Origin of the sequence: Cryobacterium sp. TMS1-13-1 (assembly GCF_004403125.1) — a bacterium.
GTDB lineage: Bacteria > Actinomycetota > Actinomycetes > Actinomycetales > Microbacteriaceae > Cryobacterium > Cryobacterium levicorallinum.
Window position 1 is genome coordinate 1 of the sequence record NZ_SOGX01000022.1, and the last position, 14,785, is coordinate 14,785.

Consider the following 14,785-nt stretch of genomic DNA (forward strand, 5'->3'; position numbering starts at 1 on the left):
GGCACCGCGGCGAACACCTCGGACAGGTCGAGGTCGGCCGGAATGGTCGGGCCGTCAATCAGCTCTGGGCGGTCAGCCGCCAGGCTCACTGGTGCCGGGCTCACTGGTGCCGGGCTGACTGGTGCCGGGCTGACCGGTTCCAGATCGACCAGTTCCGGGCCGACGGGGTCGGTGACCTCATACGGGGCGAATTCTCCGAGCCCCTCGGCAATTTCAAAGCGCCAATCAGCCTGACACTGCGCCCAGAACACCTCGAACTCGGCACGCTCTTCGGGTGTGGACGGCAAGTAGCCGTGAGCCGCGAAGAACGGATCGACACGGCCCGGCTGGGGAGTGTCGCCGCTCTGGCTCATAGAAGAAGTGTACCAAAACCCGAGGCCCAAGTCGAGAGATTCTCAGATATGTTTGGATTTATGTGCGAATATGCATTCGGGCAGACCNAATATGCATTCGGGCAGACCGTGCGTTCTCGAGACCGGCTCAGGCCAGTCCATGGCGGTCTCGGCAAGCTCAACCAACGGAAGCGGGAGGGTCTCGCAGGTAGCCAGCACCCCGACTTCGTGCAGCTAGCGTCCAGCGAGGGCAGTGGACGGTGAGTGCACCCCTATTCGACCCGTCCGGGGTATTGCCATTAGGTCAGGACCACACGCACCCTTCGGGCTCAAACAAGTTGGGGGGACACCGTGGCCAATCGCAATGTGACCTAGTCCGACATGACGGATGCCGCTGGTCGACTCAGTTCCGGCAAGGAAGACCTCATCACCAAGCTGACCGAGCTGCAGACGCTCGTGAACAATCTGGTCGGTTCCGGCTTCGTGACGGACTCGGCTTTGGGTGCTTTCCAGACCGCGTATGACTCGTTCACGCAGGGCATGACCCGTCGCGGTCAACGGCCGCGACGGCATGAGTCAGTTCCTCACCGCCGCCGCCGACGCACTCGGCAACGCGGACACCGAGCTCGGCAACGCTATCCGCGGCTAGCGCCCGGTCAAGCGATCTGTGGCCTCCCCCGCTCAAATTTTACACCCCCATTGTGGGGGTGTACCATGTCCCCTTGTGGGTGTCGGGATCGGGCGCCGTGGTTAAGCTTGAACCTTAGACCAGCACAAGGTTGCACGACAGAAACAACGCAGGTCGGGGGGAGCAATGGGCAGGCGACTTCCCTCTGTTCCGCCCGTTTTGTCGGGCTACAGCTACGTGCGCCCGCTCGGCACCGGCGGATTCGCCGACGTCTTTCTGTTCGAACAGAACATGCCGCGCCGCTCCGTGGCCGTCAAAGTGCTGCTGCGGGACATCGTCGACGATGACGTATTGCGCTCATTCAATGCCGAAGCCGATGTCATGGCCAGGCTCAGCTCGCATCCGTCTATTCTCACCGTCTACAACGCAAGCATCTCGGCCGACGGCCGCCCCTATCTCGTGATGGAATTCTGCCCCGGCTCATACTCCTCGCGTGAGCGCGCTGCGCCGCTGCCCCTGGCGACGGTGCTGGGCGTCGCGGTCAAAATCGCCTGCGCCCTCGAAACCGCACACCGCTCCAAGGTGCTGCACCGAGACATCAAACCGTCTAACATTCTCACCACGACCTTCGGCGGTCCGGTGCTCGGTGACTTCGGTATCGCCGCCTCCCTGGCCGGCGGCGGCCCGGGCGAACTGTTCGCCATGTCGCTGCCGTGGAGCGCTCCAGAGGTTGTCGACGAACGCACGACCGGTACCGTCGCCACCGAAGTCTGGTCGTTCGGCGCCACGCTCTACTCGCTGCTGGCCGATCGGGCCCCGTTCGACCTGCCCACCGGATCCGCCGGATCGCGCGCACAGTTAAAACAACGCATCAGCCGGGCCAAATACACGAGCATCGGGCGAGCGGATGTTCCCCCCGCTCTCGAAACCATCCTCGCCCGCATGATGAGTCGCGACCCGGCCAGCCGCCAGGCGAGCCTGCTCGAGTGCGCCCACGATTTGCAGCGGGTGCAGCGCGACCTGGGGCTGCCGATCACCGCGCTCGAAGTGGCGGACGAAGCGTGGGCATCCGCTGGCGTGCCCGTCGATTTCAATAACCTGGAGGCGCGTGGCCCGGTCGTCTCCGACGTGGTCATCGCGTCGCTGCGCCCCGGCCGGGGCACCCGTCGCCCGGCCTCACAAACGCGGGAGGGCACGCTGACCGACGTCGACGGCCCCCGCCGAACGCGCCTGCGCCCGGTGGCCCTCGCCCTGCTTCTGGTCGGGGCGGTCGTCGTCGGTGGTGGCGCGACGTTCGGCGCCCTGTTTCTCGTTGGGCTGATCTAGTGGCCGGGCCACGCACCCGCCGCCGATTCCCGGTGATATCGAAGAAGCGTCGCGGCATTATTCGCATTATGGCGGTGGCCGCGATCGGTGCGTTGCTGGCCACGGTGGCCATCGTCGTCGACGGTTTCGACGTGAAGCAGACTCCGGTGCACGCGAGCTCGATCTGGGCGCTGCAGAGCGGCGACGGCAACCGGTACGCCCGCATCAACACCGACCTGCTCGAACTGGACACCGTGAAAACCGTGCCGGCGCCGAGCGAATTGGTGCAGACCGACGCGACCGTGCTGCTCTACGCGCAGAACAACGAAAAAGTCGTCGACGTGAGCCTCGCCGCGCCGATCGACCTCGGCGACGACACCGCCGACTACGACGTGACCCCGGCCGGTACCCGCACCGTCGTCTCATCGGGGGCCTGGGTCGGCTACCTCACGAGCACCGGAGCGGTGTTCGCCGGCGCGGTCGGCGCGGCCGAGTCCCCGCGCCCGGTCAACCCCTACGCCGACGACGAGATTATCGAGGGCGAAACCGACCGCTCCTACGTCTCCGACGCCGTCGCGATCACCCCCGACGGCGTGCTCTACAGCTACTCCAGCGCGGCAAGCAGCGTGCTGCGCTATTCCATAGTGGACGACGAAATTCTGGGTGATGACACCGTCACCGACGGTCCGACCGAGCCAGGCACCCAACTGAGCGTCGTCGGCGATACCTGGGCGCTGCTCAGCGTGGCCGGCGACGAACTCTGGCTGGCCGGCCAGGACGAACCGGTCGAGACGAATCTGAGCGAGCTGGCCGTGCTGCAGCGCCCGAGCAGCACCGACGACCTGCGCGGTTCCGACGGCGTGCTCGTGGCCGACCAGACCGGCCTGGTTTCCTTTGCGCTGGCTGACGGTGCCCGCACCGAACTGGTCGGCGATTTTGAGACTGTGCTCGGGGCCCCGGCCGTACCGACCCCTTTTAACGGCGAGCGCTACGCGGCCTGGCTGCCGTCCTCCGGCGCCGGCGGCACTCTGTTCAGCGAAAGCGCCGGCGAAACGACGCTCAGCTACGGCACGGCCACACCGAACGGGGACGCAGCCCCCGCGTTTCGGTCCAACGACTCCCTCATGATTCTCAACGACTCCCGGAGCGGATGGGTGTGGACCGTTCCGGGCGGCGCCCTGGTCGAGAGTTCCCAGGACTGGACCCTCGCCGCCGCTGAAGAACCGCAGCGCCAAGACGACGTGGAGGAAGCCTCAGAGGTGGTCGAGCCCAAGGCTCCCGTGGCGGTTGCCGATGCCTTCGGGGTACGCAGCGACCAACTCGCCCTGCTTCCCGTGCTGCTCAACGACCACGACGCCAACGACGACGTGCTCAGCGTGCTGCCGGCCTCGGTGACCGGGCTTGACCCCAATTTCGGTACGGTCAGCGTCACCGACTCGAACCAGGCCATCGCAGTGCAGGTCGCCGCCGGCGCTCGCGGCTCGGCCACGTTCAGCTACGCCGTCACCGACGGTTCCCGCGCAGACGGACTCAACTCGCCGACCACGACGGTCACCCTGACCGTGCACGGCGACGACATGAATGCCGCGCCGGTATGGTGCGGCACCGAGGGCTGCCTGCAAGACTGGCCGAGCCCCGAGGTGCAACCCGGCGGTACGGTCACCGTTCCGGTGCTGCCCGGCTGGGTCGATCCCGACGGGGATCCGATTTTCGTCGCATCCGTTGTGAACACGACCGACGTCGGCTCGGTCAGCGTGACGCCGGCCGGGGTGCTCGTCTACAAGCACCCCAACGCGGCCGACCAGACCGCGCAATCGGCAACCATTCTGGTGAGCGTCTCCGACATTCACGGCGCCACGGCCGAGAAGGTGCTCACGATCGCGGTCACGCCGACCCCGCAGCTCACGGCCCTACCGTTCGCACTGCTCGCCTCGGTGAACGAACGCCTCACGGTCAGCCCGGCCGAGTACGTCTCCGGCGCAGCCGGCCTGTACCGCATCAATTCGGCGACCACCCCGACCAGCTCCGAGGGATCCACGGTCGGCGTCACCGCCAACGGAACCTCCTTCGACTTCGTCGCCACCATGCCAGGCAACTACACGGTCAGCCTCACCATCGCCGACGACGCCAGCGAAGTCGTCTCTTTCGTGCGCATTTCGGTGGTGTCAGCGGATGCGCAGGCACTCACCACCTCCCCGGTGACCGTTTTCGTGCGGCCAAAGGCGGACACGAGCGTTGACGTCTTCAACGCCGTCTCCAACCCGGCCGGGCGGGTGCTGCTGCTCGGCGAAGCCATCCCCGACACCGTGTTCGGGGCGTCGCTCAGCGTCGACGTGGTCGGCCAGAACGTGTTGCGCGTGCGTGGCTCGACCGCCGACGAACGGCCGGGCAAGCTCGGCACCGTGCGCTACACCGTCTCTGACGGCACCGAAAACCCGCTGTACACCGTGCGCGGCGAGGCCACCGTCTACCTGCTTCCGGCGTCAGTGCCGCAGGCGCCGATCGCCAGGAACGACAGCGTGTCGGTGCGGGTCGGCGCGCAGATCGACATTCCCGTGCTCGCCAACGACGTCGCGCCCGACGGCAATATCGTGATGCTTGATCCCGAGTCGGTGCAGAACCGCAGCGAACAAGGCCTCGCTTTCGCGGCCGGCGCCGCGCTGCGCTACCTCGCGCCGGACCAGCCGGGAAGCTATGAACTCGGCTACAGCGTCTATGTCGCCGGCGCCCCCGAATTGATCGACTCGGCCGTCGTCTCGATCGAGGTGCTCGCCGAGGGCGACAACACCGCCCCACAGCCGCACACCCTCTACGGCCGGGTGCTGTCGGGGGAGAGCATCGAGATTCCGTTCGACAGCTTCGGCATCGACCCGGACGGCGACACCGTCGTGCTCGACCGGGTACTGACCCAACCGGCGCGCGGAACCGCCGGGGTCAACGCCACCGGCAACGCCATTGTCTATTCGAGCCCGCTCGACTACCACGGCGCCATCGAATTCCAATACCGGGTGCGCGATGCCAGCGGCGCCACCGGCATCGCCCTAGTACGCATCGGTGTGCTCGACCAGCGCTCCAACCCGAGCCCGATCACCTTCAGTGACTACGTCGAGGTGCAGGTCGGTGCCGACAACCTGGTGTCTGTGCACCCCGCCGCCAACGACATCGAACCCGGCGGCGGACGCCTCACCCTGACCGGCGTCACGCCGGACGCCACGGCCGGCTCGCTCGAATACGACGCCCTGCAGCAGCGCATCGAGCAGGTCAGTGACAACCAGGTGGTCTTCACCGCCGGCGACGACCCCGGACTGCTCACCTTCGTCTACTCCGTCGCCAACGCGAACGAAGACGTCGGCCAGGGCCTCATCGTTGTGAAGGTGGTGCGCGCCTCCGTTCCTGACTTTCCCATCGTCATCGACACGACCGTCGCTCTCGACGACCGCGACTCGTTCCCGACAGGCATCGACGTCGTGACCGGCAAAGTCTCCTGGAACTCCGGCGACGTCGGGGGCCTGACCCTCGCACTGTGGGGCGACCACCCCGGCCTCACGGTCTCCGGCTGGAAGATCAGCGGCGAGGTCCCCGACGAGGGACTCCTCGCCCCGTTCTCCCTCACCGGGCTGAACTTTCAGGGTGTCGAAGTCACCACCTACGGGTTCCTGCGCATTCCTTCAGCGGATGCCATCATCCTCGCGCTCAAAAAGGGCAACGTGGAGCAGAACGTGCGCGAAGACGCCTCCGTCACCTTCGACCTGGCCAGCCTGGTGTCGATTCCGGCCGGGACCGAGCTGCAACTGGAGCGCGCCGGCATCCGTTCGTCTGGGGAACGCGTGAACGCGAGCTGCACTTTCGAGGGCGGAAGGAGCGTCACCTACACGGCCGGATCCGATGCCCCCTGGAGCGACTCGTGCACCGTGCCGGTGCGCATCGACGGCCAGGAGGATTACACCCAGCTGGTCGTGCCGATCGTCGTTGAACCGCTTGACCCGCAGCCGACCCTGCGCCCAGCGGCACTGACCCAAAGCCCGGGCGCCGACGACATTCGTTACGACCTCAGCCACATGGTCGACTGGCAGGGTAAGGGAGCGGTACCGGCGCTGACCTTCGCGACCGAGATCGTCTCCGACCAGTTCACCGTGACGCAGGACGGTGCCATTCTCACGATCTCCGTCGCGGACAACGCCGTGGCCGGCCGTGAGGCGGCCGTGACGGTGAGCCTCGCCAGCCACCGCGACGCCGAGCCGGCCCTGCTCGCGCTCAAAGTCGGCCCGGCGCCGAGCGAGTTGCCCAAGGGCGGTACGGTGGCGATGACCTGTTCGCAGTCCTCCGGCTCGAGCTGCTCGATCGCCGTCGTCGGCGTGGCCGGCGAGGTCAACCTGTACCGCAACACGCCGCTTGTACTGGTGTCGGTCGCGGCGCCGAGCACCTGCGTCGGCGTCTCCTTCGCGGTGGAGAACACCCGCAGCGTGCGGGCCTCCTGGTCTGGTGATACCGCCGGCGGGGTCTGCGAGGCCAGTTTTGTGGTGCGGGATGCCCAGGGCAAGCTCAGCGCCGGCAGCCGCAACGGGTCGATCACGGTCGACCTGCAGGGTTACCCCAAGGCGCCGAACGCGGTCACCCAGATCGCCTACGGCGACGAGTCGATCACCCTTTCCGTCAGCCCCGGCGGCGCGAACTCCACCTACCCGAAGCTCACGGGATTCACCCTGTACCGCAATGGGGCTTCGGTCGGTCGCTGTGATGTTTCGGGCGACTGCGGTGTGATTCGAACGACCGAAAACGGTCTGAAGGACCGCTACGAGGCCAAGGCCGTGAACGCCGTCGGCGAATCTCGCAGTGCGGTCAGCGTCACGGCCTGGTCCTATGACACCCCCGGCATGGGAACGCTCACGGCTGAGCCAGTCTTCGACGAAGATGTGACGAGCGCCGGCACCGGCGCTGTGACCGTGACCATCGAAAACAATGACCGGTCCACCAATCGGTACAGCATCAACGGGGTCGAACAACGAGTCGCTTCGCCCGGTCACGGAACGACCGAGCTCACCCTCGCGCTCGAGGTCGGCGACCAGAACATCACCGTGACCCCGCTGAGCCGGGACGAGCAGCCCGCCGGAAGCGGCCCGACCGAGGAGACGACGTCGCAGACGGTGCTCGTGGCCGGATCGCCCGCCATCACCAGTGCCGGTGTGCTGAGCTCGCAGAACCGGTCGATCACCGTGGCCCAGGCGCGCTTCGAGAAGAACTTCAGCACCCTGCCGGAAGAATTTCTCTACGTCGCCTCACTCACCGAGGGCGCGACTTGCCGACTCACCGCGACCGGCCTGACCTCGGCCGGCGCCGCAGCCACCTCGAAAGACCGCGAAATCGACGGTCTGACCAAACACACGGAATATTTCGTGACGGTCTGCTACTCCAACGGCTACGGGGTCGCCACGGCCGCTGCCGATTCGATCACCACCTGGGAGCCGCCGCCCGCCCCGGGCAACGGGGAATACACCTACGGCCTGGCGGCGCCGGTTGACGGCCAATACCTCATCACCGCTCCCACATCGTCGACGACCGTGCCGACCGATTTCGTGGTCGACTTCGAGAACTTCGACGTCGTCAGGGGCTCGACGGTGTTCGGCGCCGACCCGCGTATTCGCGTGCGGTACTGCACCGAGGCCGATTCCACCCTGTGCAGCGATTGGTCGACGGTGGAAGCAGCCGACGCCGCGCGCGCCTGGCAGGTCAGGTTCGCGGTGAACGGCCTCGACAACAGTGGCTGCGTCATCGGCGGCACGCTCTCCGTCGCGGTCGACGCAACGGACAGCGGCCTCGCCGAGGGCGTGGTCACCGCTGCGCAGTACGACGTCATCAACCCCAACGGTGGCCGAATGTGGGTGGGCGGCGACCAGAATGTGCCCCTGGATGCCGCCCAGACCAGAAACGTGAACTGGACCCTGAGCTGGACCGCCCCCGAAACCTCGGGCCTGGAAAACGTCTCAGGTACCACGACGATCACCGCCGTCGCGTGCACCGCGGCGACCACCACAACACCGTGACAGCAATAAACCGTGACACTGAAAGAGCTACCCATGACAATCACCCCGGAGCAGTCCGAATGGTTCGCCGCGACCTTCACGATGATGGTCGACAACGTTGAACGCGTCGTCCTCGGCAAGCGCCACGTGATCGAACTCGCCTTCACCGCGATGGTCAGCGAGGGCCACCTGCTGCTCGAAGACTACCCAGGCACCGGCAAGACCTCGCTGGCCCGCGCCATGTCACAGACCGTGCAGGGCGTCTCGACCCGAATTCAGTTCACGCCAGACCTGCTGCCCGGCGACGTGACCGGCATCACCGTGTACGACCAGAAGACCGGCGAGTTCGAGTTTCACAGCGGCCCGATCTTCGCCAATGTCGTGCTCGCCGACGAGATCAACCGGGCCAGCCCGAAAACCCAGTCGGCGCTGCTCGAAGCGATGGAGGAGGGCAACGTCACCATCGACGGTGTCACCCGCTCCACCGGTGTGCCGTTTCTCGTCATCGCCACCCAGAACCCGATCGAGCACGCCGGCACCTACCGGCTGCCCGAAGCCCAGCTCGACCGCTTCATGATGAAGGCCTCGCTCGGCTACCCCGACCTCGCCGCGACCATTCGTATTCTCGAGGGCACCGCCGATGTGCGGCACGACCTCGCGCCGGTGATCACCCCGCAGGCGCTCGTGAGCATGAGCGACATCGCCCGCGGCGTCTTCGTGAACCCTCTTATCTACGACTACATCGGTCGCCTGGTCGAGGCGACCCGCAATGCTCGCCAGGTGCGTATGGGCGTCAGCGTGCGTGGCGCCCGTGCCCTTACCAAGGCCGCGAAGACCTGGGCCGTCGCGCACGGCCGCAGCTTCGTAACCCCCGACGACGTGAAGGCGCTCGCCGAGCAGGTGCTCGCCCACCGGATGGTGCTCGACCCTGAGGCCGAGTTCGACGGCGTCACCGCGAGCGCCGTTATCGGCCAGATTCTGCTCGACGTGCTGCCGCCCAGTCGGAGCGACCTGGCGTGAGCTTTCACACTGAATCGCGGCGCTCCCAGACATCAAATCTGGCGCGCACCAGCACCCAGACCCGGTCTGCAACGCACACCCGGTATGCCACGACGCGCACGAATAGGTCAACGACGTTGACCCTTGTGGGCGCCGTCGTGCTCTGGATGCGGGCCGCGCGGGCTGTGCGAATCGGTGTGCGGGCATCCGTCGACTGGGTCGGCGAAACGGTCACGCCGGCCGGCTGGGTCGTGGTCACGGCCGCGATCGTGCTGCTGCCGCTCGGCCTGGCGTTCGGCTGGACCGAATTGATCGTGATCGGCTGGGTGGCGGTCGCCCTCATCCTCATTTCACTGCCGTTTCTGGCCGGTGGCCGCGCCTACAGCGTCGATTTCACGCTGCCGGTCGATCGGGTCGTGGCCGGTTCCGAAGTGCTCGGCACCCTCACCGTCACCAATATCTCCAAGCGGCTCGAACTGCCCGGTCGCGTCGACGTTCCGATCGGCCGGGGGCTAGCGGATGTCTACGTGCCGCTGCTGCGCGCCGGTCAGGTGCACGAGGAACACGTTCGCGTGCCCGCGTACCGCCGCGGCATCATCGATGTGGGCCCGGTCACGACCGTGCGCAGCGACCCGCTCGGCGTGCTCGGCCGCGAAGTGGCCTGGGCCGACGTGAATCGCCTGTTCGTGCACCCGGTGACCGTGTCGATTCCGAGCACGAGCGCCGGATTCGTGCGCGACCTCGAGGGCAACCCGACGAGTGACATCGTCGACTCCGATATCTCGTTTCACGCCATTCGGGAGTACGCGCCGGGCGACGGGCAGCGACACATCCACTGGAAGTCAACCGCCAAGACCGGCAATCTCATGGTGCGCCAGTTCGAGGAGAGCCGGCGTTCGCGCCTAGCTATCGTGCTGAGCCTGAACCAGGCGGAATACGCTTCCGAGGACGAGTTCGAGATGGCGGTCAGCGCCACCGGTTCGCTCGGCGTGCGCGCGATTCGCGACGGTCGGGACCTGGCCGTCGTGGCGAGCGAGGAGATTCCCGATATCGTGCGCAGCAGCATCCGTTCGGTGCGGAGTTTGAGCGTCGTATCGACCCGCACCCTGCTCGACGACCTCACCGCGATTGAGACCAGCGCGCAGGCCATGAACGTTGAAGACGTCTGTCTGCTCGCGGCCCAGGTGGTGCCCGATATGTCGATCGCGTTCGTGGTGTGCGGCGGGGCCATGACCGCCCGGCGGCTGCAGGCGCTCACCCTCAAATTCGACGGCAACGTGCGGGTCGTTGCCGTTCTGTGCGACCCGAAAGCTCAGCCGAGCTTTCGCGACCTGGCCGGCACGAGCGTGCTGACCATCGGCGTGCTCGACGACTTTCGTTCCCTGCTGAGCCGGCGGGCCGCATGAGTGCGCCCGGTTCCATGCCCCCGCGTCGGCCGCGCCGCGCACCCAGCCAGCGACGGTCCCTCGTGATCAATGCCCTGTTCGTGGTGCTGATGCTGCTGGTCGCCGTCTGGGCGGCCTGGCCGATCTATCAGGACAACAGCTACCTGGTGATGGCGGCCGGAGCGATTGCGGCGGGCATACTGCTGGCCTGGCTTGCTCGCGCCCGCGGCTGGTCCTGGTTCAGCCTGCTGCTGGCCACCCTCGGCGTCTACCTGCTGCTGGGCGTTCCGCTCGCGGTGCCATCGGCCTTATCGAGCGCGTCGAACGTGCTCGGCGGCCTGCTCGACCTGGTCGCCGCCACGGTGTTCAGCTGGAAGGAACTCGTCACCATTTCGCTGCCGGTCGGGTCATACCAGACCCTGCTGGTTCCGGCCTTCGTGCTGTTTCTCGGCGGCACGACAGCGGCGCTGACGCTCGCCTGGCGCGGCGGCCGACGCTCCGCCCTCGCCGTTCCCCTGATCTTCGCCGTGCAACTATTCGGGCTGGTGTTTGGGCCCGGCGCCGAGAGCGCGCCGCTTTCGGTCGCCGGGTTCACCGTTCCGGCACCGCGGGAGAGCCTGATCGGCCTGGCCGCACTGCTGCTCGGCTTCGGCTTTCTGGCCTGGCGCACCCACCTGGCCCGCAGCGAAGCCCTCAATTTGGCGGCCCGCACGACCGGGGTGCGCCGCACTCCTGGCGGCCTCGGCGGGCGGGTGCGCCGCGGCGCCCTCGCCTTCGGCGTGCTCGCACTCGCCGTCGTAGTGTCGCTCGGCGGGCTGTCGGCGGTGGCGTCGACTCCGGCCCGCGAGGTGCTGCGCAGCAGCATCGACCCCGCCGTCGAGCTGCGCGAGTACGTCAGCCCGCTGAGCCAGTACCGCAGTTTCTTCAGCGCCGAGCGGTATGACGAGGAGCTATTCACGGTGACTTCTGCTGAGGGCGACCCGGCGAGCCGGGTGCGCCTGGCCGTGCTCAGTCACTATGACGGCGAGGTCTTTCGGGTCGTCGACCCTATATCGGGCGTGAGCGACCAGGACACCGCGTTTGCCCGGGTGCCCCACAGCCGCGGCTCGGCCAGCGGCGGCCGGGCGACCGCGTTTGCGATCAGCGGGTATCAGGGCGTGTGGATGCCGGGGACCGACGCGCTGTCGAGCATCCGCTTTGCCGGCGAACGCGCGGCGGAACTGAACGACGGGTTCTTTTACAACGCGGGGACGGCATCCGGTATTCAACTGAATGCCCTCGAAAACGGCGACCGCTACACGATCATTGCCCCGAGCGAAGCGGATGCGACGGATCTGGCCGGTCTCGCCCGCCCGGCGGCTGCGTCCAGACTGATCGATGAGTCGCTGATTCCGGCGAGCCTCGCCGATTGGGTCACCGCGCAGGAGGTCAGCAGTGACGGTGCCGGACTGGCCGAACTCGTCAGCCGGCTGCGGGAGCGAGGCTATCTCAGCCACGCACTGACCACTCCAACGGCGCAGTCCTGGACCGCTGACCTCGGTGCTTACCAGTTTTCGCCGAGCCTGTCCGGCCACTCGGTCGCGCGCATCGACGCCCTGTTCACCGCCCTGCTGGAGAAGCAGAACAACACCACCTCGACCGAGAACTCCCAGCTGGTCGCCGCCGTCGGCGATGACGAACAGTTCGCCGTGGCGACCGCGCTGCTGGCCCAGCACCTCGGGTTTGAATCCCGTGTGGTGCTGGGATTCAGCCTCGCGGCGTCCGACGCGGTAACTGGCGCACCCGGGGCCTGCGTCGAGGGTGTCTGCTCGGGCCAGAACCTTGCGGCCTGGGTCGAAGTGGCCGGAGTCGACGGCGGTTGGATCACCGTGGACGCGACCCCGCAGTTTCAGAACCCGCTCTCACCAATCGACGATGCCACCCGCGACCCGCAGTACAACACCACGGTGCTGCCCGAGGGAGCTACCGAACAGCGGGCCCCCGAGGCCAACCCCACCAGCGGCGAAGACCAGCAGGAAGAAGAACCGGTCACCGGCACCGACCTGGCCTGGCTGTTCGCGGCCCTGAAGATCGGCGGCATCAGCCTCGCCGCCCTGCTCGTGGTGAGCACACCGTTCCTGGTCATTCTGGGCGCCAAGCTCAAGCGACGCCGGGACCGGGCGCGGGCGCCGGACGTGTCAGCACGGTTCGCCGGCGGCTGGGACGAATACGTCGACGCCGCCGTCGACCGCGGCCTCGCCGACCAGGGCAGCATGACCCGGGTCGAGATCGCCTGGCACTACCAGTCGGCCGGCGGCAAGATGCTCGCGGCGCTGGCCGACCAGGCCGTGTTCGGCGAAGTGCCCCCGGTTGCCAGCGACAGTGACGCTTTCTGGGCGCTCGTCACCGCTGAGCGCGCCGGGCTGGCCGCGAGCGGCACCAGGCGCGACCGCTGGCGTGCCGCCCTCTCGCTGCGCTCCTTCTCTCGACTGGCGGATGCCGGCCGATCGCGCAGTTTTCAACACCACAGATTTCGACACCACAGCCACGGCACAGTTCGACTAGACGTCACCACAGTGCGCCCTAACCGGCGCTCCAGCAGCAGAATGGGGGAGCGACCGCGCACCAGCGGCCGCAAATCGTAAATGGATGAATCATCTGGAGCGGTCATCGCCGTCGTCGTGGTGCCCGTGCTACTCGGCCTCGGCCTGTATATGTTTTCGTCGATCGCCCTCGGCAAGGTCTTCGTCAAGCTCGGCGAACAGGCCTGGAAGGCGTGGGTGCCGATCGTCAACACCATCACCCTGTTTGAGCTCGGTCGGTATTCGACCCTGTGGGTCGTGGGATTGTTCATCCCGGTCGTCGATATCGGTGCCCTGATCGTCTTCATCCTGGCGGTCAACAACGTCAACCGACGGCTCGGCCACGGCGGCGGATTCACCCTGCTCTACCTGGTCGCCTTCCCCATCTGGGCCGGCGTGCTCGGATTCGGCAAGTCCGTCAACAGCGGCTGGCTGCCGGTACCGGCCGCAACCGGGTACGTGCCGTTCACCCCGGTGCCGCCGCTGACGGGCCCGGCCGCGCCTGTCTCGTCGCCGGTTCCTGCGGTGTCGCCCGCATCTCCGGTTCCCGCAGTGCCCGCAGCGCGCGCAGCGCGCGCGGTGTCCCCGGCGTCCGCGCCGCCCGCGGCCCCGGATCCCGTTCGTCAGGCCGCGGCACCGTCGCATGCGGCTGCAGTGCCCGCGCCGCTCGCTGCACCGATGCCGCCCGCGCCTGTGTCGCCGCCGCTGTCGGCCGCACTGCCCACGCCCCCGGTACCCGTCGTGCCCGCGGCCGTGACCCCGCCGCGCGCCCCATTTACTTCGCCGACTTCGCCGACCACGCCCGCGCCGCCGGTCGTGCGTGGCCTGCCCACTGGGCCGCCACCGTTCTACGTGAGGTCGCCGTCGACGCTCCCGGCCGAGCCCCCGGTCGTCACGGCCCCGCCTGCCCCGCTGGCTCCGCCGGTCGCGTATGCACCACTTGTTGCGCCGCCGGTCGCCCCCGCCGCGCCCGCGCAACCGGCCGAAACGGATGCCCCGCGCCTCGCCGCCCCGCCGGCCCACGCGGTCGCGACGACGAACGCGTGGGCCCGGCCGGCACCGGTCGTGCCCATACCGGTCGTCCCGGCACCAGTAGCTCCGCTGGCCTCAATCCCGGCCCCAAGCCCGGCCGCGAGCGCCACTGACCGCACCGAGACCGAGACCGAGACCGAGACCGCGGAGGACGACGACTTCGACGAGACCATGATCGTCGTGCGCCGCATGAAGCCATGGACGCTGGAAACCGAGCACGGCCTGAAAGTCTCGCTCACCAAACCGGTGGTGCTGCTCGGACGCAACCCTACGCGTGGCAGCGCACATCCGGATGCGCAATTGGTTTTGCTGCAGGACCCCGGCAAGACCGTGTCGAAGACCCACGCCCGCCTCGATTTCGTTGACGGGGCCTGGGGCATTCGCGACCTGCAGTCGACCAACGGCATCGTGCTCATCGATGGCGCCGGCGACGAGAGCGAGCTCGATGCGGGCGCGGGCGCGTCGTTGACCGAGCGGTTTTTGCTGGGGGAGCTCGCGGCCCGCATCTACCTGGAGGCCTGAA

7 protein-coding genes are annotated in these 14,785 nt (G+C 67.6%); 6 read left to right on the forward strand and 1 reads right to left on the reverse strand.

Going from position 1 to position 14,785, the window contains the following annotated elements; all coding sequences use genetic code 11:
* The coding region (locus tag E3T31_RS17190) for a hypothetical protein (RefSeq protein WP_198417049.1) at window positions 1-353 on the reverse strand (353 nt) is incomplete at its 3' end.
* Between the two features lie 793 nt (window positions 354-1,146).
* Here E3T31_RS17190 and E3T31_RS17200 point away from each other — a divergent pair.
* The 6 genes from E3T31_RS17200 to E3T31_RS17225 all read left to right on the forward strand — a co-directional run bounded on the left by E3T31_RS17200 (window position 1,147) and on the right by E3T31_RS17225 (window position 14,784).
* The gene (locus tag E3T31_RS17200; RefSeq protein WP_134470615.1) at window positions 1,147-2,286 is read left to right on the forward strand and encodes a serine/threonine-protein kinase; all 1,140 of its coding nucleotides are present in this window, start codon (window positions 1,147-1,149) and stop codon (window positions 2,284-2,286) included.
* The gene (locus E3T31_RS17205) at window positions 2,286-8,306 is read left to right on the forward strand and encodes an Ig-like domain-containing protein (protein ID WP_134470617.1); all 6,021 of its coding nucleotides are present in this window, start codon (window positions 2,286-2,288) and stop codon (window positions 8,304-8,306) included. Before E3T31_RS17200 ends, E3T31_RS17205 begins: the two co-directional genes overlap by 1 nt.
* A gap of 33 nt (window positions 8,307-8,339) precedes the next feature.
* Window positions 8,340-9,305, forward strand: coding sequence for a MoxR family ATPase (locus E3T31_RS17210; RefSeq protein WP_104131522.1), 966 nt, complete (start codon window positions 8,340-8,342; stop codon window positions 9,303-9,305).
* Between the two features lie 125 nt (window positions 9,306-9,430).
* Window positions 9,431-10,690 carry a DUF58 domain-containing protein gene (locus E3T31_RS17215; protein ID WP_241978082.1) on the forward strand — a complete coding sequence of 420 codons (1,260 nt, stop codon included), beginning with the start codon at window positions 9,431-9,433 and terminating at the stop codon, window positions 10,688-10,690.
* 14 nt (window positions 10,691-10,704) lie between these two features.
* On the forward strand, window positions 10,705-13,293 hold the full coding sequence (locus E3T31_RS17220) for a transglutaminase-like domain-containing protein (protein WP_166788553.1): 2,589 nt from the start codon (window positions 10,705-10,707) through the stop codon (window positions 13,291-13,293).
* Window positions 13,294-14,784, forward strand: a complete 1,491-nt coding sequence (locus E3T31_RS17225) for a DUF5684 domain-containing protein (RefSeq protein ID WP_134470623.1) — start codon at window positions 13,294-13,296, stop codon at window positions 14,782-14,784. It abuts the gene before it with no gap.
* Window position 14,785: the final 1 nt, after the last annotated feature.

Bases quoted from the DNA above. Each gene is read 5' to 3' on its own strand.
- E3T31_RS17225 (WP_134470623.1), top strand. From the start codon at position 13,294: ATGGATGAATCATCTGGAGCGGTCATCGCCGTCGTCGTGGTGCCCGTG.
- E3T31_RS17200 (WP_134470615.1), top strand. From the start codon at position 1,147: ATGGGCAGGCGACTTCCCTCTGTTCCGCCCGTTTTGTCGGGCTACAGC.
- E3T31_RS17210 (WP_104131522.1), top strand. From the start codon at position 8,340: ATGACAATCACCCCGGAGCAGTCCGAATGGTTCGCCGCGACCTTCACG.
- E3T31_RS17220 (WP_166788553.1), top strand. From the start codon at position 10,705: ATGCCCCCGCGTCGGCCGCGCCGCGCACCCAGCCAGCGACGGTCCCTC.